The sequence below is a fragment of the Sphingopyxis sp. JAI128 genome, assembly GCF_014207235.1.
Lineage (GTDB): Bacteria > Pseudomonadota > Alphaproteobacteria > Sphingomonadales > Sphingomonadaceae > Sphingopyxis.
Window position 1 is genome coordinate 24,966 of record NZ_JACHDA010000008.1, and the last position, 24,795, is coordinate 49,760.

Consider the following 24,795-nt stretch of genomic DNA (forward strand, 5'->3'; position numbering starts at 1 on the left):
TTGAACAAGCCATGCTATCAGCTTGGGCCAAAGAAGAAGCCCCGCCGGATCGCTCCGGCGGGGCTCCTTGCTTTTCGGTGTCGCTACCCGAGGGGAGAGGCTTACGCCTCGTCGCCCTTGATCAGGTAATCGCCGGCATCGGCATCGCTGCCGTGGGTTTCGCCCTCGACAGCCGCCAGCGGATCGTCGCCGATCGCGGCCTCGGGACCCTGCGCCAGTTCGGCTTCATGCTCCTCGGCGGCAGTTGCCGGAGCGATCAGATGCTCCTGGTTCGCGGCGCGCATGGCGGCGCGAAGCGCAGCATCCTTCGACGAGGCGGTGACGCGGACGCGGTTCATGGCAGCGCCGGTACCCGCCGGGATCAGGCGGCCGACGATGACATTTTCCTTGAGGCCCTGAAGCGAGTCGATCTTGCCCTGCACCGACGCTTCGGTGAGGACGCGGGTCGTCTCCTGGAAGGATGCGGCCGAAACGAAGCTGCGGGTCTGCAGCGACGCCTTGGTAATCCCGAGCAGGACCGGACGGCCCTCCGCAGGAACACCGTTTTTCGGCAGCTTGGCGTTATATTCCATCATCTCCAGATAATCGAGCTGTTCGCCCGGCAGCAGCGTGGTGTCGCCGCCATTGGTGATCTCGACCTTCTGCAGCATCTGGCGAACGATCACCTCGATGTGCTTGTCGTTGATCTTCACGCCCTGCAAACGGTAGACCTCCTGGATTTCCGCGACCAGATATTCGGCCAGCGCCTCGACGCCCATGACGTCGAGGATGTCGTGCGGGTTCGGCGAACCGCTGATCAGCGCATCGCCGCGCTTGACCATGTCGCCTTCCTGCACTTCCAGCACCTTCGACTTGGGAATGAGGTACTCGATCGGATCGCCTTCTTCCGGAACGATCGCGATCTTGCGCTTCGCCTTGTAATCCTTGACGAATTCAATGCGGCCGCTGATCTTCGCGATGACGCTGTTGTCCTTCGGAATGCGCGCTTCGAACAGCTCGGCAACACGCGGCAGACCGCCGGTGATGTCGCGCGTCTTCGACGCTTCGCGGCTGACGCGCGCCAGAACGTCGCCCGCCTGCACTTCCTGGCCGTCCTCGACCGACAGCATCGTGCCGACCGCGAGCAGATAGCGCGCGGCTTCGCCCGACTGGTCGTCGAGCAAGGTCAGGCGCGGCTGCAGGTCTTCCTTCTTGGCGCGGCCTGCCGAACGATATTCGATCACGACGCGCTGGGCGATGCCCGTCGCTTCGTCGACCTGTTCGACCAGCGTCTTGCCGTCCAGCAAGTCCTGATACTTCACGACGCCCTGCTTTTCGGTGATCAGCGGCATGGTGAACGGATCCCATTCGGCAATCCGGTCGCCCTTCTTCACCTTCTCGCCGTCCTTGTGCATGATCTGCGCACCATAGGGCAGCTTATGCGTGGCGCGCTCGCGGCCTTCGGCGTCGATGATCGCGAGTTCGCCCGAACGCGACAGCGCCAGGCGGCGGCCGCGCTGGTCGACGATCGTCGCCATGTCGCGATATTCGATCGTGCCGTCCGAAATCGCTTCGGCTTTCGACTGTTCGTTGACCTGCGCAGCGCCACCGATGTGGAAGGTACGCATGGTCAGCTGCGTGCCGGGCTCACCGATCGACTGGGCGGCGATGACGCCGACCGCTTCACCGATGTTGACCGGCGTACCGCGCGCTAGGTCGCGACCGTAACATTTGCCGCAAACCCCGAGCGTCGCTTCGCAGACCAGCGGCGAACGGATCTTCACCGACTGGACTTCGGCATCTTCGATGCGCTGCGTTGTCGCTTCGTCGAGCAAGGTGCCGACGGGCGCAATGACATTGCCATCCTTGTCGACGACATCTTCGAGCGTCGTGCGGCCGAGGATACGCTCGCCGAGCGAGGCGATCGTCGAACCGCCCTGCACGATCGCACGCATTTCCATGCCGCGGGTCGTGCCGCAATCTTCCTCGATCACGACGCAGTCCTGGCTGACGTCGACCAGGCGGCGGGTCAGGTAACCCGAGTTCGCCGTCTTGAGCGCCGTATCGGCCAGACCCTTACGTGCACCGTGCGTCGAGTTGAAATACTCGAGAACAGTCAAGCCTTCCTTGAAGTTCGAGATGATCGGCGTTTCGATGATCTCGCCCGACGGCTTGGCCATCAGGCCGCGCATGCCGGCAAGCTGCTTCATCTGCGCTTGGCTACCACGCGCACCCGAATGCGCCATCATATAGATGGAGTTGATCGGGGCCAGGCGGCCGTCGTCGAGCTTCGGCGTCGCACGGATTTCGTCCATCATCGCGGTCGCAACCTTGTCGCCGCACTGCGACCAGGCATCGATCGCCTTGTTGTACTTTTCCTGCTGCGTGATCAGGCCGTCCTGATACTGCTGCTCGAAATCCTTCACCAGCGCGCGGGTCTCGTCGACCATCGCTTCCTTCGACGCCGGGATGATCATGTCATCCTTGCCGAAGGAGATGCCCGCCTTGAACGCGTTGCGGAAGCCCAGCGCCATGATGGCGTCGGCGAACAGCACGGTCTCTTTCTGGCCGGTGTGGCGATAGACCTGATCGATCACGTCGCCGATTTCCTTCTTGGTCAGGAGGCGGTTGACGACGTCGAAGGGGACGGTGTGCGACTTCGGCAGGCATTCGCCGATCAGCATGCGGCCCGGAGTGGTCTCAAACCGCTTCAAATACTCGTTGCCCTGCTCGTCGGTCTGCGGCACGCGGCTGATGACCTTCGAGTGAAGCGTGACGGCGCCGGTGTAGAGCGCCTGATGCACTTCGGCCATGTCGGCGAGCAACATGCCCTCGCCCGGTTCACCTTCGCGTTCCAGCGAGAGATAATACAGGCCGAGAACCATGTCCTGCGACGGAACGATGATCGGCTTGCCGTTCGCGGGGCTGAGGATGTTGTTGGTCGACATCATCAGCACGCGCGCTTCGAGCTGCGCTTCCAGCGACAGCGGCACGTGGACCGCCATCTGGTCGCCGTCGAAGTCGGCGTTGAACGCGGCGCAGACCAGCGGATGGAGCTGGATCGCCTTGCCTTCGATCAGCACGGGTTCGAACGCCTGGATGCCGAGGCGGTGGAGCGTCGGCGCGCGGTTCAGCAAGACCGGGTGCTCGCGAATGACTTCGTCGAGGATGTCCCAGACTTCCTTGCGCTCCTTTTCGACCCACTTCTTCGCCTGCTTGAGGGTCATGGACAGACCCTTGGCGTCGAGGCGCGCGTAGATGAAGGGCTTGAACAGTTCGAGCGCCATCTTCTTCGGCAAGCCGCACTGGTGCAGCTTGAGTTCAGGGCCGGTCACGATGACCGAACGGCCCGAATAGTCGACGCGCTTGCCGAGCAGGTTCTGGCGGAAGCGGCCCTGCTTGCCCTTCAGCATGTCGGACAGCGACTTAAGGGGTCGCTTGTTGGCACCGGTGATCGTGCGACCGCGGCGGCCATTGTCGAACAGCGCGTCTACGGCTTCCTGCAGCATGCGCTTTTCGTTGCGGACGATGATGTCCGGCGCGCGCAGTTCCATCAGGCGCTTCAGGCGGTTGTTGCGGTTGATCACGCGGCGGTAAAGATCGTTAAGGTCGCTTGTCGCGAAGCGGCCGCCGTCGAGCGGCACCAGCGGGCGCAGTTCGGGCGGGATGACCGGCACGACTTCGAGGATCATCCATTCGGGACGGTTGCCCGATTCGATAAAGCTTTCGACGACCTTGAGGCGCTTGATGATCTTCTTGGGCTTGAGCTCCGACTTGGTGGTCGCGAGCTCTTCCATCAGGTCGACGCGCTCTTGCTCCAGATCGAGATTTTCGAGGAGCACGCGGATCGCCTCGGCGCCGATGCCGGCCGAAAAGGCGTCTTCGCCATATTCGTCCTGCGCGTCGAGCAGCTCGTCTTCGGTCAGAAGCTGGAACTTTTCGAGCGGGGTCAGGCCGGGCTCAAGAACGATATAGGCTTCGAAATAGAGGACGCGCTCGAGCTGCTTGAGCTGCATGTCGAGCAGCAGGCCGATGCGGCTGGGAAGCGACTTCAGGAACCAGATGTGCGCAACCGGCGCGGCCAGTTCGATGTGCCCCATGCGCTCACGGCGCACTTTCGTCACCGTGACTTCGACACCGCATTTCTCGCAGACGATGCCCTTGTATTTCATGCGCTTATATTTGCCGCACAGGCATTCATAATCCTTGATCGGGCCAAAGATGCGCGCGCAGAACAGGCCGTCACGCTCGGGCTTGAACGTGCGGTAGTTGATCGTTTCGGGCTTCTTGATCTCGCCGAACGACCACGAGCGGATACGCTCGGGGCTCGCAATGCCGATCTTGATCATGTCGAAGGTTTCGGGCTTCGCGACCGGGTTCATGAAGTTGGTAAGCTGGTTCATCTCTATTTCCCTCGTTAAGGGCGAAAATTCAATCGTCTTGGTGGCGGCGCATCACGAGGCCGGTGCCGATCAGGATCACGGCTGCCACGACCTGCGCCACGACCGCGAACATTCGGAGGGTGGTTTCGGGACCGTCGATCAGCACATAGGCACCTTGCAACAACAGGATCATGCCCACAAAGATCGGTATCCGACCACCCCGCCCAATCATTCGGCAGCCTCAGGCAGCGCGTCCGGATCTTCGTCATCCTCGTCCGCATAGGAGGAGAGTTCGACGTTGAGGCCCAGCGAACGCATTTCCTTGACAAGCACGTTGAAGCTTTCGGGAATGCCGGCTTCGAAGGTATCGTCGCCCTTGACGATCGCTTCGTAAACCTTGGTGCGGCCGATCACGTCGTCGGACTTCACCGTCAGCATTTCCTGCAGCGTATAGGCCGCGCCATAAGCTTGCAGAGCCCACACTTCCATTTCCCCGAAGCGCTGGCCACCGAACTGCGCCTTACCGCCCAGCGGCTGCTGGGTAACGAGGCTGTAGGGACCGATCGAACGCGCGTGAATCTTGTCGTCGACCAAGTGGTGCAGCTTCAGGATATACATATATCCCACCGTCACCTTGCGGTCGAAGCGGTCACCCGTGCGGCCGTCGTAGAGATCGACCTGGCCCGACCGGTCGAGACCCGCGCGCTCCAACATCGTCGACACATCGCCTTCGCGCGCGCCATCGAACACCGGGGTTGCGAAGGGCACGCCCACCGACAGGTTTCCGGCAAGTTCGACGACCTCTTCGGTCGTCCGCGCCTTGATCTCGTCGGCATATTCGTCGCCATAGGCCTGCAACAGCGCCTCGCGCACCGCTTCGGGCGGAGCGCCCGCCTCGGGGTCGGGGTTCGCCATGCGCCAGTCCTCGAGCGCCGCGGTGATCTGGCGGCCGAAACCGCGCGATGCCCAGCCGAGGTGCGTTTCGAGGATCTGCCCGACGTTCATGCGCGACGGCACGCCCAGCGGGTTGAGCACGAAATCGACATGCGTCCCGTCTTCGAGGAACGGCATGTCCTCGATCGGCAGGATGCGGCTGATGATGCCCTTGTTGCCGTGACGGCCGGCCATCTTGTCGCCCGACTGAAGCTTGCGCTTCACCGCGACGAAGACCTTGACCATCTTGAGCACGCCCGGGGCGAGTTCGTCGCCGCGCTGCAGCTTTTCGACGCGGTCTTCGTACTTCGCGCTGATCCGCTTGATGGCATCGTCATATTGCGCCTTGATCGCTTCCAATGCGGCCTGCGCATTGTCTTCGACGACCGCCAGCTTCCACCAGTCGGCGCGGTCGAGATCGACGAGCATTTCCTCGGTGACGATATCGCCCTTCTTCAGGCCCTTCGGCACTGCACTGGTCGCTTGACCGATCAGCAGTTCCTTGAGGCTCGAGAAGGTCGCGCGGTTGAGGATCGCGCGCTCGTCGTCGGCATCCTGCTTCAGACGTTCGATCTCTTCGCGTTCGATCGCGATCGCGCGCTCGTCCTTGTCGATACCGTGGCGGTTGAAGACACGGACCTCGACGACGGTGCCCGACACGCCCGGCGGCAGGCGCAGCGAGGTGTCGCGCACGTCGCTCGCCTTTTCGCCGAAGATCGCGCGCAGCAGCTTTTCTTCCGGCGTCATCGGCGATTCACCCTTGGGGGTGATCTTGCCGGCCAGAATGTCGCCCGGGCCGACCTCGGCGCCGATGTAGACGATGCCCGCTTCGTCGAGGTTGCGGAGCGCTTCCTCACCGACGTTCGGGATGTCGCGCGTGATGTCTTCGGGGCCAAGGCGCGTGTCGCGCGCGGTGACTTCGAATTCCTCGATGTGGATCGAGGTAAAGACGTCGTCCTTCACGATACGTTCGCTGATGAGGATCGAGTCCTCGTAGTTGTAGCCGTTCCACGGCATGAACGCGACGAGCACATTCTTGCCGAGCGCCAGTTCGCCGAGTTCGGTCGACGGACCGTCGGCGATGATGTCGCCGGCGCGGACCACTTCGCCCACCTTCACCAGCGGACGCTGGTTGATGCAGGTGTTCTGGTTCGACCGCTGGAATTTCTGCAGGCGGTAGATGTCGACGCCCGATTTGCCGGGTTCGACCATGTCGGTTGCACGGATAACGATACGCGTCGCATCGACCTGGTCGATCACGCCGCCGCGGCGCGCCGCGATGGCGGCACCCGAATCGCGCGCCACGGTTTCTTCCATGCCGGTGCCGACGACCGGCGCCTCGGCGCGCAGCAAAGGCACAGCCTGACGCTGCATGTTCGAACCCATCAGCGCGCGGTTGGCGTCATCGTTCTCCAGGAACGGAATCAGCGATGCCGCGACCGAAACCAGCTGCTTCGGCGACACGTCCATCAGCGTGATCTGGTCGCGCGGCGCCATCAGGAATTCGCCGGCTTCGCGCGCCGAGATCAGCTCGTCGATGAAGCTGCCGTCGGGGTTGAGGTCGGCGTTCGCCTGCGCAACCGTGTGCTTCTGCTCTTCCATCGCCGAAAGGTAGACGACTTCGTTCGTGACCTTGCCGTCGACGATGCGGCGGTAGGGGGTTTCGATGAAGCCATATTTGTTGACGCGCGCGAAGGTCGCGAGGCTGTTGATCAGACCGATGTTCGGGCCTTCGGGCGTTTCGATCGGGCAGATGCGACCATAGTGCGTCGGGTGAACGTCGCGGACTTCGAAGCCCGCGCGCTCGCGCGTCAGACCGCCCGGCCCGAGCGCCGACACGCGGCGCTTGTGCGTCACTTCCGACAGCGGGTTGGTCTGGTCCATGAATTGCGACAGCTGCGACGAACCGAAGAATTCGCGCACCGCGGCCACCGCGGGCTTCGCATTGATCAGGTCGTTCGGCATCACGGTCGAGACGTCGACCGAGCTCATCCGCTCCTTAACGGCGCGCTCCATGCGGAGCAGACCGACGCGATACTGGTTTTCGAGCAGCTCGCCGACCGAACGCACGCGGCGGTTGCCAAGATTGTCGATATCGTCGATCTCGCCCTTGCCGTCCTTCAGGTTCACCAGCTCCTTGACCACGGCGAGTATGTCCTCGCTGCGCAGCGTGGTCACCGTATCCTCGGCGTCGAGGCCCAGGCGCATGTTGAGCTTGACGCGGCCCACGGCCGAAAGGTCGTAACGCTCGGCGTCGAAGAACAGCCCGCCGAACAAGGCTTCGGCGGTTTCGCGCGTCGGCGGTTCGCCGGGGCGCATGACGCGGTAGATGTCGCTCAATGCCTGGTCGCGATCCTCAGCCTTGTCGGCCTTCAGCGTGTTGCGGATCCACGGACCGGTGTTGTTGTGGTCGATGTCGAGCAGCACCAGCTTGTCGATCCCCGCGGCGTCGAGCTTCTCGAGATTGTCGGCGCTCACTTCGTCGCCGGCCTCGATGTAAATCTCGCCGGTCGACTCGTTGATCAGGTCATAGGCGCTGTAACGGCCGAAGATTTCCTCGGTCGGAATCAGCAGCGTGTCGAGACCGTCCTTCGCGGCCTTGTTGGCAAGGCGCGGGCTGATCTTGTGGCCGGCGGCGAAGACGACCTCGCCGGTCTTGGCATCGACGACATCGAAGGCGGGCTTCGAACCGCGCCAGTTTTCGACGACAAAGGGGACCTTCCAGCCGTTTTCGGCGCGCTCGAAGACGAGGCGGTCGTAGAAATGATTGAGGATTTCCTCGCCCGACATGCCCAGCGCATAGAGGAGCGACGTCACCGGCAGCTTGCGCTTGCGGTCGATGCGGACGTTGACGATGTCCTTGGCGTCGAATTCGAAGTCGAGCCACGATCCGCGATAGGGGATCACGCGCGCGGCGAACAGGAACTTGCCCGACGAGTGGGTCTTGCCGCGGTCATGGTCGAACAGAACACCAGGCGAGCGGTGCATCTGCGACACGATAACGCGCTCGGTCCCGTTGACGAAGAAGGTGCCGTTCTCGGTCATGAGCGGCATGTCGCCCATGTAAACGTCCTGCTCCTTGATATCGAGGACCGAACGCGTGTCGGTTTCGCTGTCGACTTCAAAGACGATCAGGCGCAGCGTGACCTTCATCGGCGCCGCATAGGTGATGCCGCGCTGACGACATTCCTCGACGTCATACTTCGGCGCTTCGAGCTCGTAATGGACGAAGTCGAGTTCGGCGGTGCCGGCGAAATCACGGATCGGGAACACGCTGCGCAGCGTCTTTTCGAGACCCGAAACATAGCCGATCGACGGGTCCGAACGCAGGAACTGCTCATAGGATTCGCGCTGCACCTCGATGAGGTTTGGCATCTCCACCGCTTCATGGATATTGCCGAACAGCTTACGGATTCGCTTGCTTGCGGTTGCTTCGAGGGCCTTGCCCACCGACTTCGCCTTGGTCGCCATAAGTGATTGTCTCGCCTTGAAAAAATAGCTTGCGAGCGCAGGAGAGACGCAAAAAGGCCGCGAGCAACCGTTGCCGGTTTACCGCAGCTTCCAACGCATCTCGAAATCCCGAACGCCCTATCCGTACAACCTGCCGCGCAAAGTCAGGCTCTATCTCGGATGATCGGGTATGATGGCCATATAGGATCGGCGGTGCGAGGTGTCAACGGTCCTGCCGCCGCAGAGGAGCAAGGATGCCCGCCGCCGCGTTTTATCGTATTGCAATATAGAAAATATTGATTATCGATATGAACATTATCGATAATCGGGGAGATTCGCGATGCTTCGGTGGAGCCGGAGGTTACTTGCGGGGCTGAATATTCTGAACTGGGTGGCCGGGCTGCTGATCCTCGCGACGATCGCCCTCGTCGCCTTTGCCGCACCCGACATGCTGGCGGCGGCGCTCCACGGCAAGATGAAGCATCCCGAAGCCGCGGTAACGTGGTTGCGATGGGTCATGGTCATCACTGCGCCGGTCATCCTGTTCGCGCATGTCATTCTGACGCGGCTGATCGCGATGATCGACGAAGTGCGCGCGGGCAAGCCCTTCGCCGGCGCCAACGCGGCGCGCCTCCGCCACATCGCCTGGGCGCTGCTCGGTATCCAGCTCCTCGACCTCGCCTATGGTTTCGTCAGCATTGCCGCGAGCGAGCGCACGGGCGAATATTTCGGCTGGAGTTTCGGGCTCACCGGCTGGCTCGCCATACTCATGCTCTTCATCCTCGCGCGCATTTTCGAGCGCGGCGCGGCGATGCAAGACGAGCTGGAGCAGACGATCTGATGACGATCCGGGTCCAGCTCGACGACATGCTGTGGCGGCGGCGCATGACGCTGACCGAACTCAGCGAGCGCGTCGACATCACCGTGGCCAACCTGTCGGTGCTCAAGACCGGCAAGGCCAAGGCGATCCGCTTCTCGACGCTCGACGCAATCTGCCGCGTCCTCGAATGCCAACCCGGCGAACTCATCCTTTTCCATCCCGAAGGCGCCCCCGATGAAGACTGATATCGCATCGATCTATCGCAGCGCCCGGGCTTTTGCGCTCGCCTGCCCGCTCCTCTTCCTTATCCCGGCACTCGTCGAACTCGCGCAGCATGTCGTCGAATGGCGCGCGGGCATGTACGACGGCGTCGCCGGGGCAAAGGCCGCCGAGGCCGACCCGCTGCGCCTGCAATTCGGCTTCGCCAAGACGCTCGCCATCCTGCTGCCCGGTTATTGGTTCACCCGCTATATGCTGTTCAACCGCGACGCGGCGCGCGCGCGCCGCATCGAATGGCCAGCGATCGGCCTGTGGTTCATCCTGTTCACGCCCAACGCTCTGCAACAATGGTGGACGCTGTTCGGCCCTTCGCTCACCGGCCTCCTTGGCCTGACCGGCGTCGCCGCGCAATGGACGGGCTATGCGCTCGCCTTGCTCGGCGCCGTCGCCGGTATCTATTTCGTGGCGTGGACCGTGGCGTGGACGGTCGGCAATAGCGCGATCGGCCCGATCCGCTCGATCCGGATCGTGGCGGGCAGTTTCTGGCGGACCGTTCTGCTGATCCTCGCCGGGGCGCTGCCGCTGATGATCGCACATTATGCGCTCAGCTTCGCCGCAATCTTCGGCCCTGCGACCCTCGACGGGCCGCTGCTGCTGCTCGACGCACTCGTCGTCGGCCTGCTCGCGCTGACCATGGCGGGCAGCAACGCCGTCGCCGCCCGCCACGCGGCCATGAAAAAGGGGCTCGACCTCGCGACGGGCGCCCCGCGCTGAAAAGGCGGGGCGTCGGCCGCGCGCTCACGGCCCCAAACGGCACGAAAAAGCGGCTCGAGCTTGGAGTGCCGACCCGATCAACTCGGCTCATCGCGTCCAACGCACGGCTCGTCCACCTTGGCGTGGCCCTTGCGCCCTTCCGCGCGTTGAACGGACAAGCGTTCCATCAACACCAAAGGAGACCGAAAGCGATGCGGAAATTCGCAGGCTTTGTTGCAACCATTTCTCTTGGCATGTCGGCTATCGCCGCCGCCCCCGCCCTGGCGCAGGATGCCGCCGCCGCGACCGTCAACCTGACGGCGGGCACCAAGGTTTTTGATTCCGAAGGCGCCGAACTCGGCACCGTTACCAGCGTCGCGGGCGCCAACGTCGTTGTCGATCTGGGTGAAGGCAAACAGGTTACCCTCCCTTCCAACGCATTCGGACAGCTTGAAAAAGGCCCGACTATCGGCGCCACCAAGGCGCAGGTCGTCGCGGCGGTCGATCAGGCCAATGCCGGGAGCGAAGCCAAGCTCACCGCAGCCTTGCAGCCCGGCGCCGACGTGCGCGGCGTCAGCGGCGCTACGATCCTCGGCAAGGTCAAGCTCGTCGCGCAGGACGGCGTGGTCCTCACCACCCCGACCGGCGACGTAAAACTGCCCCGCAACGCCTTTTTCGTCGGACAGGCCGGTCTCGCGACCAGCTTTACCGCCGAACAATTCGCGGCTGCGATGCAGGAAGTGAACACCGCCGCCGCCGCGGACGACGCCGCGGTGGCCGCCGCGCTCAACCCCGGTGCCGAGGTGCGTAGCCTTAAAGGGGCCGCCGTTCTTGGCAAAGTCAAATCCGCCAGCGCCGACACGGTCGTCGTCACCACCGCCGCAGGCGACGATGTCAGCCTCCCGCGCAGTGCCTTCCTGATGTCGCCCGCGGGCCTCGCCGCCGCCTATACGGCCGAACAATTCGCCGCCGCCGTGGCGCAGGCGACAGGTGAACCCGCGCCGCAGACTGAAGCGACAACCGATGCGGCGCCGGCCCCGGCGCAAAAGTCGGCCAACTAACCGGCCCGAATAAGGGAATGGGGCGCCGACCTATGGGTCTGCGCCCCATTTTTTCATCCGCAATTACTGTCCAGAAGGACCAGATTCGACCGCTTGCGGATGTTGATTTCATGGTTTGCGATCATGAAAGTTTCAAAACCTTGGCAGGGTCAACATGGCAACGGGCGGGAAAGTTCCGCCTGCTATCGTCAAATAGAAGCGTCGCGACGTCCCTTGTTCCTTGGCGACCACATCAACCTCTTCATTCTGAAAGCACAACCAGAACCGGTGGGTTCCGGCGTTGATCCAGTGGACGATCTGATCGGCGAGGAACAGGCTCTCGCCCACCTTCACAGCGGCGATATGATGCGTCCGGCCATTACCGGCACCCTCACGGACGGCGACAATCTCATAGTCGGTCATGTGTTGACGTCAGATCCTCTTGCGCGGGAGATCTAGTAGCGAACCGGAATGATGCGAATCCGATCGATAGCGCCGGGGGATGCGCGCGACCGGGCGATGGCGGCGGCGCGAAGTTCATCGAGAGCGATGACTTCGTAGCCGTTTTCGTCGGGCTGCATGGGAAGGTCGGTTTCGACGACAAGAATGACCTTTCGCGCAAGACCGTCGATCTCCCACTCGAACCAGCAACGCACAATATGGTGCGCACCTTCGCGCTCATCCTCCATCGGGCGTATCCCGAACGGAGGATCGTGCGCGAAGCTCACGCTCGACGCTGGCATAGCCGGCCTCGCTTTGCGTCGCGACGGCAATGGGACGCCCGCTTAAAATTGCGTCCTCGCGGTTGAGAAAGTCCAGCGCCGCGTCCCGTCCGCCGAGCAGCTCGAACGCCAGCGCGCTGATCGCTCCCTGCCGCTGCGCATCGTCCTGCGCAAGCGGCTTGACGTTCCGATTTCGCCGAAACGGGTTTGTACGCGCGCTCGCCAAGGCGGGGCCGGGTTTGACCTGCTCAGCTGTCATTGGCCTGCCCCCCTTTCGCTCCGTTCGCGGAACTTTCACGCCCGAGCGCGGCGCGCGCGTCATCAATACTCGAATATCGGAACGGTCCGACTCGGAATTGTTCCGCATATATGTGAACAATGCCGGCTTCCGATAGCGAGCGGAATGGCTGGAGATGTACTGCATCGGGTCGATGCAAATCGGGTAAGGCGGGCAATTTGGCGGCCAGCTTGGCCAGCTTGTCCTCATCGAAGCCAAGCGCGCGATAGATGTCGCGTCCGATAACCCAAATTTCTTCCTGGACTGCGGCAAGCCGGCCGACGACATGTTCGAGGCCGAAGGACGCCCTTTCCTCCTCCGTCATCGCCAGCGCCTCATTGACGAGCAGTTCGGCAATCAGCGTGTCGCCCAAAAAAAACGGATAGTCGGCCGCCGGCTCGGAAACCGGGGGTACGGCCGACAGACCCTCACCTTCCTCGGCAACCCCGGAAAGGTCGTCCGCCAGCCCGCGCCGCTCGCGATATTCGTGAATCCGCTTCGCATAATAGCGGGGCAGGTCGAAATTCGGGAGCAAGTCACCATCGCGCCGTGCGTGGCTCACCGTCATGAGCGCCATCTGGTGATGATAGAGAAGTTGGTTGAGATCCATATCAGCCTCCCGTTTGCGGGAGCGCTATTGTCTCTCAGGCGCCGACATGCAGGATGAAGCCAACGATGCATGTCATATGGGCGCTGCGGCCGATTCTTTCAAGATGATCGCGCTGCGGGCCGGCCGGTTGCCAAAGACAGCGGGTGACCGCTTCCCACCCCTACGCCGCCTTGCGCAGCCGGTTCCGGCCTTCGCGCTTGGCGGCGTAAAGCGCCTGATCGGCGCGGTGCAGCAATTCCTCGATATCGAGTTCGCCGTCGAACACCGCCAGCCCGACGCTGATCGTCGCGTCGGGGATGGCATCTTCGGCCGCCGCTGCGGTTTCGACCGCCTTGCGCACGCGCTCGGCGATGATCTCGGCCGACCGGGCGCTCGATCGCTGGAGGACGCAGACAAATTCCTCGCCACCGATGCGTCCGACCAGATCCTCGTCGCACAGCGCTGCCTTGGCGCGCCGGGCGACGCGCTGGATCACCTGGTCACCGGTGGCATGGCCGTGCGCATCGTTGATCTGCTTGAAATGATCGATATCGAAGATTGCGACCGCCAGCGGCGCGCCATGCTCGCGCGCGCCGGCCAGCGCCTTTTCGAGGAACGCCAACGTGTGCCGCCGGTTTGGCAGCCCGGTCAGCATGTCGGTGTTGGCAATCCGTTCGGCCGCGCTGCGCGCCGCTTCCAATATCCGGGCATTTTCGACCGTCTCGGTGACGTCCTGCACGGTGCCGAAGATGCCGACCGTGCGCCCGCTCCGGTCGATTTCGATCGATCCGTGCGATTTGACGTGACGGATTTCACCATCGGCGCGCCGGATGCGTCCCTGGAACTCGAAGGGTTCGCCCGACTGGACCGCCTGTTCCAATATCCGCCGTACTTGGGCGGCGTCCTCGGCGACATATTGCTTGACGCTGTAATTGACGTCGACCGGGCTGCCGGGTTCGAGACCGTGGATGCGATAGGCTTGGTCCGACCATTGGATCCTCCATCGGACCAGATCGACGCGCCAATGGCCGACCAGCGCCGCCGCTTCGGCCTGCAGCAGCAAGCGGTTGCTCTGTTCCAGCCGCTTCGCCAGCCGCTGGCGCACGATCAGCATCGCAGCGAGCGGCAGCGTCGTGAACAACAGCGCCAGCAAATAGAATTGCAGGAAAAAGACGCGGAGCTTCTGCTCACCCTCGATCGCCGCGATCGGACCATAGCCCTGTCCGGTCAGTAACGACGCCGTGATCGCTACGATAAGCATTCCCGCAGCCGCGCCAAAGGGGCCCAGCCGGTATGCGGCGGCGACGACAGCAATGCAGGGCAGGAAGGTGGCGGGGAACTGCGACTGCGAAAAGGCCACTATAGAAACGAGACCTGCGACGGTCAGGATCGCGGTCGCTTCCAACTTCATGCCATCGGGGGCATTGTCGAACATATTGGCGTCGACCATCCGGGCGAGCATCACGATTGGCGGGGTCACGATCAGCATGCCGAGCAGCACCGTCGACAGCCAGGACAGGAAGAAATCCGCGCCGTTCCCCGTCAACAGCCACGCGATGCTGGCGCTTGCGACGCCCGACACGAACGCCGCAAAGCAGAAATTGGCAACCGAACGCGGGACCATGAATGACAGATCGCCCGTCTCGCGGCGACCCAGCAGCCACAGCGCCAGCGCGGCTTCACAGCCGTTCGACAACGTGAAGGCAACGCAGGTCCAGGGCGGTGTGCCCCCCAGGAAGTTCGCTGCCAGGCTTGCCGACGCCATGCCGGCGAAACCGGCAATTCGCGCACGCGCGGGCATCAACAGCAAAAGGGCGAGGAAATATCCGCTGGGCGGCCAGACGGCCGCGATATTGTCTTCACCCTTGGTGGCATAGAGAGACAGGCTCGCAAGCAGGAAATATCCCACCGCGGTGAGCAGGAACCAAAAGACCGCTTCGACTCTGGGGGATAGCGACCGGGTCATGTCCCCAGCTAACCGAAAACAGGAAAATAAACCGCTAATAATGTTCGCAGCGCCGCGCCGGCAGCGTCAACCGACCCCGCCGAAGGTCAAGCCGACAACTTCGGCGACCTTGGCCTCGTCCCATTCGATCCGCCGGTCGAGCACCAGCATGGCGAGGCCGTGGACCAGCGACCAGGCGTGAAGCGCGGCGGTGTCCGGGTCCTCGACCCCGGGCAGCGCCTCGCCGACGCCGGCGCGGAGCAGATTATAGGCCACTTCGCCGCCGTCCCCCCCTTCCTTGCGATCGGACATCTGGCGCGTGAAGCTCAGACGAAAAAGCGCGGGCTCGTCGTGCGCGAAGCGGACATAGGCGGTGCCCGTCGCCTTGAATCCCGCAACGCCGCCGCCCGCCTTCAGCCAAGCCTGCGCCTGCAACGCGCCGAGCCGGCGCAGCCCTTCGTCGGCGAGCGCGTCGAGCAGCGCCTCCTTGTCGGGGAAATGGCGGTAGAGCGCGGTCGCGCTGACCCCGACGTCGCGCGCCAACGCCCGCAGCCCCAGTTCGGCGCCGTCGCCCGCTTCGAGCCGCTTCAGCCCCGCCGCGATCACCGCCGCGCGCAGGTCGCCATGATGATAGGCGCCCGACGCCTTCGCGCGCTCGCCTTTTATGTTGACACTGTTATCTTTGCTCGCCATATGTTGTCACTGTAAACATATCGATTCGCCGGCGCAACCCCACGCTGCGCGGCACCTTCGCCAACTTCCGTAAGGAGCATCGCCATGGCAAGCAACGTCGAAACCCTCATCCGCGGCGCCGTCACCAAAGGCATCGTCAAGCTCGCCGACTTCAACCGCAAGCGCCTCCCCCGCCCCACCGACGCGCACCCTTTCCTCATCGGCATTCACAAACCGATGACCGAAGAATTCACGCTCGAACAATTGCGCGTCGACGGCGAGATCCCGCTCGCGCTGACTGGCCGCTACCTGCGCAACGGCCCCAACCCCGCCGCCGCGCCCGACCCCGCCAGCTATCACTGGTTCACCGGCACCGGCATGGTGCACGGCATCCGGATCGAGGGGGGCAGGGCCGCGTGGTACCGCAACCGCTGGGTCCGAGGCGCCGAAGCCTGCGAGATGCTTGGCGAACAGGTGCCCCCCGGCCCCTGTCACCCGACCAACGACGCGCCGAACACCAATGTCGTCGGCCTGGGCGGCCGCACCTTCGCGATCGTCGAGGCCGGTGGCAAGCCGGTCGAACTCGGCTATGAGCTTGATACGATCGCGCATAACCCCTTCGACGGCACGCTCGCCGGCGCCTACACCGCGCATCCCCATCACGACCCCGTTAACGACGAAATGCACGCGATCACCTATCGTGGCGACGAGCCGAACAAGGTTTGGCATGTGGTGCTAGACAAAAACGCCCATGTCGTGCGCGAGGAAGCCATCGCCGTCAGCGACGGCCCCTCGATCCATGATTGCGCGATCACCGAAAATCATGTGCTGGTTTTCGACCTGCCCGTAACCTTCTCGATGAAGATGCTGCTCGCCGGCTATCGCTTTCCTTATGCGTGGAACGACGCACATCAGGCACGCGTCGGCCTCCTCCCCAGGAGAGGCCGCGGCGACAGCATCGTCTGGGTGCCGGTCGAGCCCTGCTATGTCTTCCACCCCGCCAACGCCTATGAAACCGCGGACGGCAATGTGATCGTCGACGTCGTGGCGCACGAAACGATGTTCGCGCAGTCGAAGCGCGGCCCCGACAGCGAAAAGTCACGCATGGAACGCTGGACGATCGACCCGACCGCCGGGACGACGACCCGTGCAATTATCCACGATCATGCGCAGGAATTTCCGCGCTATGACGAGCGTCTGACGACAAAGCCCTATCGTTACGCCTATTCGGTTGCGATCCCCGACGGCGTCTCGTCCGAATGGGCGCTTGCCGATACAAGGCTGTTCAAGCATGACCTCGACAAGGGCACGACCGCGATCCACGATTTCGGTCCGGGTCGCCATCCCGGTGAGTTCGTCTTCGTCCCGCGCAGCGAAAATGGCGCCGAAGACGACGGCTGGTTGATCGGCCTTGTCGTCGACATGAATGACGAGACGACGGCGCTCGTCATCCTCAACGCCGACGACTTTACCGGGTCACCGCAAGCCGTCGTTCACCTGCCGCATCGCATTCCCCCGGGTTTTCACGGGAATTGGATCGCCGACTGACGATATCGCGGCGCGCCATCAGCGCCTCGGTAACCCGCAGCGACCGCTCGTTGTCGACATCGATCGCCGTCGCCCCGTCGCCGACCAGCAACGGGGCGATGTCGACTTTCAGCCGCTGCGAAAGACGCCCGAAAACATGGTGGATCGGTCCGAGGCCAAAACGAAAGCGAAGCAGGTTGACGAGTCCAAAGGCGCGTAACACGCGCAGCGGCTTCTTGACGAATTGCCCGCCGCCGCGAAACGCCTCCACCGCGCGCAACGCCCCGGGATGGGCGATCCAATAAGCATTGCAGTTCGATACCGCGACGTCCGAAAATTCGTAGAAGCGCCGTTGCCCTTCTGGATGAACCGCGAGCACATCTTCGCGCCGTGCGAGCGCCACGCCGGCATCGATACCCAACCGCTCTGCCTCCAAGCCAACCTCGGCGATCGTCGCGGGCGTCAGCAGGCAATTGTCGGCGGTCGTCACCAGCAGTGGAAAGTCCGCCACGCCCGCAACCGCAAGAACCGAGTCCGCCAGATTGTCAGCGGCGGGAACAATGATCAGGCGGCGACCGAGGAGGTCGACAACCGGGTCGTTCAGGTGGTCGAGCAGCGCGCCATGGTGGGTCGACACGAACACTCGGCTGGCCTGGCTGTCGGCCGCACTTTCCAGCACGTGCGCGATCATCGGCCGCCCGGCGACGGGGACAAGGCATTTATCGGCGACATCATAGGCCTCGGCCAGCGGGTCGGCCGCGCCGGGTCGACGCCCCGCGAGGATCAGGATCGACCCGCTCATGCCGCGTCGCGCCGCACCGCCGCCGGCAGGATCTGGCGGATCATGCTTTCGGCGACGATCGTCTCGATCAGCGCCGCGTGCGTGAAGCCGGCCGCGACAGCAGATCGCGAGAACAGCTTTTCAGACCACAGATTGCAGTTGAGGTTGACCTCGAGCAGCCGGACGTCGCCGGTCTTGTGATCGACGCGAAACTCGAACCGTCCATAGTCGAACGGACGAAATATATCAGCCATCCGTGCGGTATAATCGATTATCCGGTCGGCGATGGCCCGGTCGTCGAACGGCTTGATGCAATATCCGACATTGTCCACCAGATCGCGCTTTTCCTGATAGGTGCGCAATTGGGTCGGATCGTCCTGTTCGAAGATCATCATCGGCAACATCGCGGGTTCGCCATCCAGCGTGATCACCGGCACCTCGATATCGCTGCCGTCGATAAAGGGCTCGACAAGCGCGTCATGGTCGAGCGCATGGATTTCGGCGACCGCTTGCGCCAGTTGCCCCCGGTCCTGCGCGTCGCGAACGCCCCATGAGGCAGAACTGTTGTTCGGTTTGATCACCCAGCGCCGCGCCGGCGGGCAGCGCGACACGTCGACTGGCGCTCCACGACGGAAAAGCGTCCACGGCGCCGTCGGCACGCCGCGCGCGGTCGCTTCCAGCTTCGTCAGATGCTTGTCGTCGGACAGGCCGCGCACGATCGGCGATGCGCCCAGATAAGGCAGGCCATGCCGGTTGCACAGCAAGGGCAACAGCATCTCCGAATTGAAGAAACCGCCACGATTGAGCAGCGGAAAGACGAAATCGGCGGCCGGCCGATCGAAGAGCGCCGCATAGCTGTCGGCGATCAGCAACGCGATGCCTAGCCCTTCGAGCGTCTCGCGCATCTCGCGATGATAGGATGCGTGATTGCCGTCGTCCGCGTGCAATCCGCCGCTCCAGCGCGCATGTTTGGCGATGAACAAAAGCCGCTGCGTATCGCGCAATTCGTCGGGCAGTCGGGTGGGCCCAAGGTCGGTCGTTTTCATGCGCGGCGTTGAGCATGCGAAGGTTGCGCGGGGATGACGAATTGGTGACGCGGCTCGACGCAAAAGCGCAAACCCGCTGTCATCTGCCGGCCTTTCGCCCGATCGCAAAACCGATCGCACGCGCGACCAAAGGTGCCCAAATTAACGCCGCGTCGTTCAGCGCACACGATTCATCGTGGAAACGACGCTCAACTGGCAGCATTTTTCAGGGCCTGTTCGTTCGTCCTTCACTATGACAAGAAATATCGCCCTCTCCCGCCCCGCCCTGAGCGCGATTGCCGCGTTCCTGGTCCTGTCCACCCCTGCCGCCTTTGCGCAGGAAGTCCCTACAATCACGATGACGCCGCCGGTGACCGCACCCACCGCCTCGACGCCGCAGCCCCCCCCGACCGCCGCCGAACCGAGCACCACGGCACCCGTCGCCACTCCGCAGGCCACGCAGCCGGCCACCCCCAAGCCGGTGATCCGTGTGCCGCTGGATATCGCACCGGCCGAAACCGCACCAGTTGCTGAGGCGGCCGAGCGCGCTGCGCCCGCTCCCAAACGCGCCGAACGTGCGGCACCACGCGCAAAGGCCGCGACCGTAGCGGCCGCCCCCACCGCCGCGACGACAACCGCCGCAGCGCCGACCGCAACGACCGAAGCACCGTCAACCGATGCACTGGCCCCAATCACCGCGCCCGGCGCAGCCCCCGTTGAACCGCTCGCGGCAGCAACGCCGCCCCCGGCCGCAAAATCGGCTTCGACTGGTAGCGAACTACCTTGGGAACTGCTCGGCGGAGCCGCCGCCCTGCTCCTCGCCGCAGGTGCCGGTCTCGCATTCGCACGTCGCCGCAGGGTTGACGATATGATCGCCGAAGACGCGCCCGTTTATGTCCATGAGTCCGAGGCTGCGCCGACGATCGACGAAGCCCGTCCTTGGGTGACGCCGGCCTACGCTCCCCGCGAAAACATCGCATCGCGAACCGTTCCGGCTTTTGCCGCTGTCCCTAGCGGGAGCATGGGTCGCCACGAAGCGATGGCCATGGCCGGTCCCACGCCCGACAATCCGTTCGTCACGCTAAGCAAGCGGCTCAAGCGGGCCCGCTTCCTCGATCGCAAGGACCGCCTCGCTTATGAGGCGACGCTGGCGCAGCAGAAGGACACGACCCGCAAGCCAGCGAGTGCATGGGAGATCTCCCAGCGTCCGGCCGCCCCCATTGTTCCGGAACAAGAGGTCCGCCGTCCCGAACCCGCGCGCGGTCGTCCAGATCTTCGTCCCGGCTTTGCCCGCAACTAAACGGCGACATTGTATCTTACGAAAAAGGGCGGCGCTTCGCAGCACCGCCCTTTTCTTTTTGCTGGAACCCGCCCGGACGAACCGGCCGGCTCCCCGAACCGAATTACTTCAGTTCGACGGTCGCGCCGGCAGCAACCAGCTTGGCCTTCAGCTCTTCAGCTTCCGCCTTGCTGGCGCCTTCCTTGACGGCCTTCGGCGCGCTTTCGACGAGCGCCTTGGCTTCGCCCAGACCCAGGCCGGTGATCGCACGGACTTCCTTGATCACGTTGATCTTGTTGCCGCCGTCACCCGTCAGGATGACGTCGAATTCGGTCTGCTCTTCAGCAGCCGGGCCAACGGCAGCCGCCGGGCCAGCGGCGACGGCGACGGCAGCGGCGGCCGAAACGCCCCACTTTTCTTCGAGCAGCTTCGAAAGTTCGGCAGCTTCCAGAACGGTCAACGCCGACAGGTCTTCAACGATCTTTGCGAGATCAGCCATTTTCATTCTCCATCAGAACCGGGAAAGCCCGGTGAATTGTTACGGTAGGTAAAAGTTTATGCCGCTTCCTTGGCGCCATAGGCACCAAAGACCCGCGCCAGCTGACCAGCCGGGGCTGCCGCAATCTGGGCAACCTTGGTGGCCGGAGCCTGGAGCAGGCCGACAAGCTTGCCACGCAGTTCGTCAAGCGACGGCAGCGATGCAAGCGCCTTCACGCCATCCACGTCGAGGACCACATCCCCCATGCCGCCGCCAACGATTTCAAGCTTGTCGTTGGTCTTGGCAAATTCCACCGCGATCTTCGCAGCTGCCACCGGGTCGGTGGACGAAGCGATTGCCGTGGGGCCGGTCAGCAGTTCGCCGATACCGGTATAGGGCGTGCCGTCGAGCGCGATCTTGGCCAGGCGGTTCTTTGCGACCTTAAAGCTCGCGCCCGCAGTCCGCATCTGCTCGCGAAGCACCGTCGACTGGGCGACGGTAAGACCCAGGTTGCGAACAATCACAACCGAGGCTGCATTCGACAGCGTAGCGTTCAGCGAGGATACGGCTTCGGCCTTTTCAGCACGATCCATGCCTGTTTCTCCACTCATGCCCGGAAACATGCGCGAACGCATGCGGCCGGGCTGCTAACACACGCAAAAGCCATGCGAGCCAAGGCTCACCTGTCCTTCACGCAACGATGTCCGATGGGGTCGGTCAAGCCGCTGGCGCCTGCACAAGCAGGCGGGCGACCGATAAAAGACTGTTCCCCGTCTCGGCTGGAAATTAAGAAGGGCATATTCCCTTCACCAACTGTCTCGGACGGAATTGCCCCAAATCCGCAAAGCGCGAACCCGTGACAACACGGGCGGGCCAATAGCAGCGACGGTCGCAGAGTCAAGGCCGATTCCCGCTGAAGCGCCGCATATCCCGCTTGGCTGGCCCCGCGACGACGGTTAAGGCGCACCGCCATGACAAGCATCCGACAATCCACGCCCACCGACGGCGAACGCGTCGTCCAGATCTGGCGCGAGGCCGTCGATGCGACGCATGATTTCCTGACTGCAGCCGACCGTGCGGCGATCGAAGCCGAGGTCCAGGCCTTTTTGCCTGCCGCCCCGCTCTGGCTTGCAGTCGATGCCGGGGACCGTCCGGTCGGGTTCATGTTGCTCGACGGGGCGAGCATGGACGCGCTTTTCATCGATCCCGCTTATCGCGGCGCCGGGATCGGGCGCGCGCTCGTCGAACATGCGTTGGAACGCCACCCCGTCCTCACGACCGAGGTCAATGAACAGAATGTCCAGGCGGTCGGCTTTTACGAACGGCTTGGGTTCGAAGCGACCGGTCGATCGGCCCGCGACGGTCAGGGCCGCCCCTATCCCTTGATCCACTTGCGCTTCGGTTCGCAAATCTGACCCGCGGCGCCGACGCGCGCGGAAGTTATCGAAAGTGCCGCGCAGCGCAACCGGCGCCCCTTGCAACTTTGGATTCCAGATATGTCTTAGATGCATCTCGAATAGTCTAAGGAATGAAAATGATATTCTATGCAAAAATGGATCGCAGCGGCTGCGGCGGGCGCCATGCTATGCACCGGGGGGGGGGCGCGGGTTCGGCCACGGCTTTGGTGGCGGTTTCGGCAGCGGCCGGCGTGGCGGTGGCCGCGGCGAACGTGGCGAGCGGCGCCGGATGTTCGATGGCGGCGAACTGCGGCTCGTGCTGCTGAAGCTGATCGCCGACGAACCGCGCCATGGCTATGACCTGATCCGCCGGATCGAGGAACTGACCGGCGGCGCCTATGCGCCCAGCCCCGGCGTGATTTACCCGACCCTCACCCTTTTGGACGACATGGGGCTGATCGAGGCGACCGACAGCGAGGGCGCGAAGAAGCTGTTCGCGATCACCGAAGCCGGCGAGGCCGAGCTCGACGCGAACAAGGACAGCGTCGAACGCCTCATCGCCCGGCTCACCGACGTCGGCGAGGAACGACAGCGCACCGACAGCGCATCGGTCCGCCGTGCGATGGGCAATTTGAAGGCCGTCCTCATGAACCGGCTCGGCGACCGCGATCTCGACGAAGCAACGCTGCACGGCATCGTCGCGCTGATCGACGAGGCCGCACAAAAGATCGAGCGCCTCTGATGAGCGCGGCGGCTATTGCCAGCGTACCCACGGCGCACGCGAGCAAATATCTGCAGCAGCTGTGCAAGCATTGGCAGCATAATCTTGCGGTCGAATTCACGCCCGACCGTGGCACCGTGACCTTCCCCCGCGATGCGCGCGGCGCGACCTGGGCGGGGGATGCGCTCATGACCTTCGATGCCGGATCCGACACGCTGTTGGTCCGCATCGACGCCAGCAGCGAGGACCATGTCGAGGCAATGAAGGGCGTCGTTGCGCGCCACCTCGACCGCTTCGCCTTTCGCGAGGCGCCGCTGATCTTTGATTGGCGCGCGGCCTAAGATCAGGCGACGATGGCGTTTCGCCGGGCATAGAGGAAATAGACGGCCAACCCGGCGAGATTCCAGATGCCGAACCACAGCTGCGTCTTCGCGGGCAGGCTGTAGAAAAGATAAAGGCAGCCGCCGATCGCGACGACCCCGATCAGCCAGGGCAGCGGCGCGCGAAAGGTGCGCGGCGCATCCGGCGCGCGCTGCCGCATGATCAACATGCAGACGGTGACAGCGGTAAAAGCCGCCAATGTTCCCGCATTGGCGAGCGCCGCCAGTTCGTCGAGCGGGATGCAGGCCGCGAGGACCGAGACGACGATCGCCGTGAACAAGGTGATCCGCGTGGGCGCCCCGCGCTGCGACAGTTTCGCGAGGCGGGCGGGCAACATGCCGTCGCGCGCCATGGTGAAGAAGATGCGGCTTTGCCCGTAGAAGAAGGCGAGGATGACGGTCGGCAGCGCGATAACCGCCGACAGGCCCAGATAGCGCGCCGCCCCCGGCTGGCCGATCTCGCGCAGGATGAAGGCCAGCGGCTCGTCGCTTCCGGCAAGGCGGGTGTAATTCAGCGCCCCCACCGCGGTGACGCCCACCGCGACATAAATCAGCACGCAGATCAGCATCGACCCGACGATGCCGATCGACAGGTCGCGGCCGGGATTTTTCGTCTCCTCGGCGGCGGTCGCGATGGCGTCGAAGCCGTAAAAAGCGAAGAAGATGATCGCCGCCGCGGCCATGACCCCGACCTCCTGACCGGGAAGGCCGCTTTTCGGAAAGCCGTTCGGCATGAAGGGATCGAGATTGGCGGCATCGAAATGCGGCAGCGCGACCACGACGAATACGATCAGCGCGGCGATCTTGACCAGCACCAGCGTCGCGTTGAGTGTCGCGCTTTCGCGTGTGCCTGCGATCAGGAGCCCCGCGACGACAAAAATGATAAAGACGGCGGGCAGGTTGATTCCGGCCCGTGCGACCGCAAGCGTTCCGTCGCTCAAATGCCCGGCCAGAACGGGCGCATGGGTCAGCCAGTCGGGAAAGGACATCCAGCTTTTTAACAGGGGCGAGGCATAGCCCGACCAGCCGACGGCGACGGTGCTGACCACCAGCGAATATTCAAGGATCAGGCTCCACCCGATCACCCATGCGACCAGTTCGCCGATGACGACATAGCTATAGGTATAGGCGCTGCCCGACGCGGGAATCATCGTCGCCATTTCGGCATAGGCGAGCGCGGCGCAGATGCAGATCAGCCCCGCGATGGCAAAGGAGAGGATCACTGCCGGCCCCGCCTTCGCGGCGCCGACGCCGATCAGAGTCAATATGCCGGTGCCGACGATCGCCCCGACGCCGAGCGCGACGAGGTGCGGCCAGCTGAGCGTGCGGGCAAGTCCCTGGCCCTCCGCCTGCTTCGGAACGATATCCTTGCGGCGTAGGAGGCTGTCGGTCATGTCGCGGCTCCCCCTGAATGTCGCATCGCTTG

23 protein-coding genes are annotated in these 24,795 nt (G+C 63.6%); 9 read left to right on the forward strand and 14 right to left on the reverse strand.

From position 1 onward, the window contains the following. Positions 1–101: 101 nt before the first annotated feature. Genes rpoC through rpoB form a run of 3 tightly spaced genes read right to left on the reverse strand, consistent with a single transcriptional unit; the run spans position 102 to position 8,765 of the window. Positions 102–4,382, reverse strand: coding sequence for a DNA-directed RNA polymerase subunit beta' (gene rpoC, locus HDC35_RS17135; protein WP_184648612.1), 4,281 nt, complete (start codon positions 4,380–4,382; stop codon positions 102–104). Positions 4,383–4,410: 28 nt separating this feature from the next. Further along, a complete protein-coding gene (locus HDC35_RS17140) occupies positions 4,411–4,554 on the reverse strand; it encodes a hypothetical protein (RefSeq protein WP_184648613.1) in 144 nt (47 codons plus the stop codon). Between the two features lie 35 nt (positions 4,555–4,589). After that, complete coding sequence (gene rpoB, locus HDC35_RS17145; protein ID WP_184648614.1) at positions 4,590–8,765, reverse strand: DNA-directed RNA polymerase subunit beta; 4,176 nt, start codon at positions 8,763–8,765, stop codon at positions 4,590–4,592. Positions 8,766–9,084: 319 nt separating this feature from the next. On the opposite strand from rpoB, the gene HDC35_RS17150 reads away from it, so the two are divergent. From HDC35_RS17150 to HDC35_RS17165, 4 genes are all read left to right on the forward strand, one after another. Then, entirely contained in the window at positions 9,085–9,585 is a 501-nt protein-coding gene (locus tag HDC35_RS17150) for a DUF2975 domain-containing protein (protein WP_184648615.1), read from the forward strand. After that, the gene (locus tag HDC35_RS17155) at positions 9,585–9,809 is read left to right on the forward strand and encodes a helix-turn-helix transcriptional regulator (RefSeq protein WP_184648616.1); all 225 of its coding nucleotides are present in this window, start codon (positions 9,585–9,587) and stop codon (positions 9,807–9,809) included. The genes HDC35_RS17150 and HDC35_RS17155 overlap by 1 nt, the downstream gene beginning before the upstream one ends. Then, positions 9,799–10,557, forward strand: coding sequence for a hypothetical protein (locus HDC35_RS17160; protein ID WP_184648617.1), 759 nt, complete (start codon positions 9,799–9,801; stop codon positions 10,555–10,557). Before HDC35_RS17155 ends, HDC35_RS17160 begins: the two co-directional genes overlap by 11 nt. 191 nt (positions 10,558–10,748) lie before the next feature. Further along, positions 10,749–11,597, forward strand: a complete 849-nt coding sequence (locus tag HDC35_RS17165) for a hypothetical protein (protein WP_184648618.1) — start codon at positions 10,749–10,751, stop codon at positions 11,595–11,597. Positions 11,598–11,729: 132 nt separating this feature from the next. Here HDC35_RS17165 and HDC35_RS17170 read toward each other — a convergent pair whose 3' ends face one another. The 6 genes from HDC35_RS17170 to HDC35_RS17195 all read right to left on the reverse strand — a co-directional run bounded on the left by HDC35_RS17170 (position 11,730) and on the right by HDC35_RS17195 (position 15,802). After that, a complete protein-coding gene (locus HDC35_RS17170) occupies positions 11,730–11,999 on the reverse strand; it encodes a hypothetical protein (RefSeq protein ID WP_184648619.1) in 270 nt (89 codons plus the stop codon). A 32-nt stretch (positions 12,000–12,031) separates the two neighbouring features. Next, positions 12,032–12,265 (reverse strand): hypothetical protein, encoded by a 234-nt coding sequence (locus tag HDC35_RS17175; protein ID WP_184648620.1) that lies wholly within the window; start codon positions 12,263–12,265, stop codon positions 12,032–12,034. After that, the gene (locus tag HDC35_RS17180; protein ID WP_184648621.1) at positions 12,255–12,557 is read right to left on the reverse strand and encodes an antitoxin Xre/MbcA/ParS toxin-binding domain-containing protein; all 303 of its coding nucleotides are present in this window, start codon (positions 12,555–12,557) and stop codon (positions 12,255–12,257) included. The genes HDC35_RS17175 and HDC35_RS17180 overlap by 11 nt, the downstream gene beginning before the upstream one ends. Further along, positions 12,547–13,185 (reverse strand): hypothetical protein, encoded by a 639-nt coding sequence (locus HDC35_RS17185; RefSeq protein WP_184648622.1) that lies wholly within the window; start codon positions 13,183–13,185, stop codon positions 12,547–12,549. Before HDC35_RS17185 ends, HDC35_RS17180 begins: the two co-directional genes overlap by 11 nt. A gap of 160 nt (positions 13,186–13,345) precedes the next feature. Then, the gene (locus tag HDC35_RS17190; RefSeq protein ID WP_184648623.1) at positions 13,346–15,130 is read right to left on the reverse strand and encodes a sensor domain-containing diguanylate cyclase; all 1,785 of its coding nucleotides are present in this window, start codon (positions 15,128–15,130) and stop codon (positions 13,346–13,348) included. A gap of 66 nt (positions 15,131–15,196) precedes the next feature. Beyond that, on the reverse strand, positions 15,197–15,802 hold the full coding sequence (locus HDC35_RS17195; RefSeq protein WP_184648624.1) for a TetR/AcrR family transcriptional regulator: 606 nt from the start codon (positions 15,800–15,802) through the stop codon (positions 15,197–15,199). Between the two features lie 84 nt (positions 15,803–15,886). Here HDC35_RS17195 and HDC35_RS17200 point away from each other — a divergent pair, with 84 nt between their 5' ends. Further along, positions 15,887–17,329 (forward strand): carotenoid oxygenase family protein, encoded by a 1,443-nt coding sequence (locus tag HDC35_RS17200; protein ID WP_184648625.1) that lies wholly within the window; start codon positions 15,887–15,889, stop codon positions 17,327–17,329. Here HDC35_RS17200 and HDC35_RS17205 read toward each other — a convergent pair. Both HDC35_RS17205 and HDC35_RS17210 read right to left on the reverse strand, forming a co-directional pair. Continuing rightward, positions 17,250–18,110, reverse strand: coding sequence for an NTP transferase domain-containing protein (locus HDC35_RS17205; protein WP_184648626.1), 861 nt, complete (start codon positions 18,108–18,110; stop codon positions 17,250–17,252). The two genes, HDC35_RS17200 and HDC35_RS17205, sit on opposite strands and share 80 nt — an antisense overlap. Then, positions 18,107–19,135: a phosphoribosylglycinamide synthetase gene (locus HDC35_RS17210; RefSeq protein WP_184648627.1), complete on the reverse strand. Its 1,029-nt coding sequence runs from the start codon at positions 19,133–19,135 to the stop codon at positions 18,107–18,109. Before HDC35_RS17210 ends, HDC35_RS17205 begins: the two co-directional genes overlap by 4 nt. A gap of 175 nt (positions 19,136–19,310) precedes the next feature. On the opposite strand from HDC35_RS17210, the gene HDC35_RS17215 reads away from it, so the two are divergent. Then, on the forward strand, positions 19,311–20,414 hold the full coding sequence (locus tag HDC35_RS17215; RefSeq protein ID WP_184648628.1) for a hypothetical protein: 1,104 nt from the start codon (positions 19,311–19,313) through the stop codon (positions 20,412–20,414). A 103-nt stretch (positions 20,415–20,517) separates the two neighbouring features. On the opposite strand, the gene rplL is transcribed toward HDC35_RS17215, so the two are convergent. Further along, a complete protein-coding gene (gene rplL, locus HDC35_RS17220; protein WP_184648629.1) occupies positions 20,518–20,892 on the reverse strand; it encodes a 50S ribosomal protein L7/L12 in 375 nt (124 codons plus the stop codon). Positions 20,893–20,948: 56 nt separating this feature from the next. After that, entirely contained in the window at positions 20,949–21,464 is a 516-nt protein-coding gene (rplJ, locus tag HDC35_RS17225; protein WP_058802973.1) for a 50S ribosomal protein L10, read from the reverse strand. Between the two features lie 378 nt (positions 21,465–21,842). Between rplJ and HDC35_RS17230 the strand changes: the two genes are divergently transcribed. From HDC35_RS17230 to HDC35_RS17240, 3 genes are all read left to right on the forward strand, one after another. Continuing rightward, complete coding sequence (locus HDC35_RS17230; protein ID WP_184648630.1) at positions 21,843–22,286, forward strand: acetyltransferase; 444 nt, start codon at positions 21,843–21,845, stop codon at positions 22,284–22,286. 151 nt (positions 22,287–22,437) lie between these two features. Then, positions 22,438–23,010, forward strand: coding sequence for a PadR family transcriptional regulator (locus tag HDC35_RS17235; protein WP_184648713.1), 573 nt, complete (start codon positions 22,438–22,440; stop codon positions 23,008–23,010). Continuing rightward, a complete protein-coding gene (locus HDC35_RS17240) occupies positions 23,010–23,330 on the forward strand; it encodes a DUF2218 domain-containing protein (RefSeq protein ID WP_184648631.1) in 321 nt (106 codons plus the stop codon). Before HDC35_RS17235 ends, HDC35_RS17240 begins: the two co-directional genes overlap by 1 nt. 2 nt (positions 23,331–23,332) lie before the next feature. On the opposite strand, the gene HDC35_RS17245 is transcribed toward HDC35_RS17240, so the two are convergent. After that, positions 23,333–24,763 carry an amino acid permease gene (locus HDC35_RS17245; protein WP_184648632.1) on the reverse strand — a complete coding sequence of 477 codons (1,431 nt, stop codon included), beginning with the start codon at positions 24,761–24,763 and terminating at the stop codon, positions 23,333–23,335. Positions 24,764–24,795: the final 32 nt, after the last annotated feature.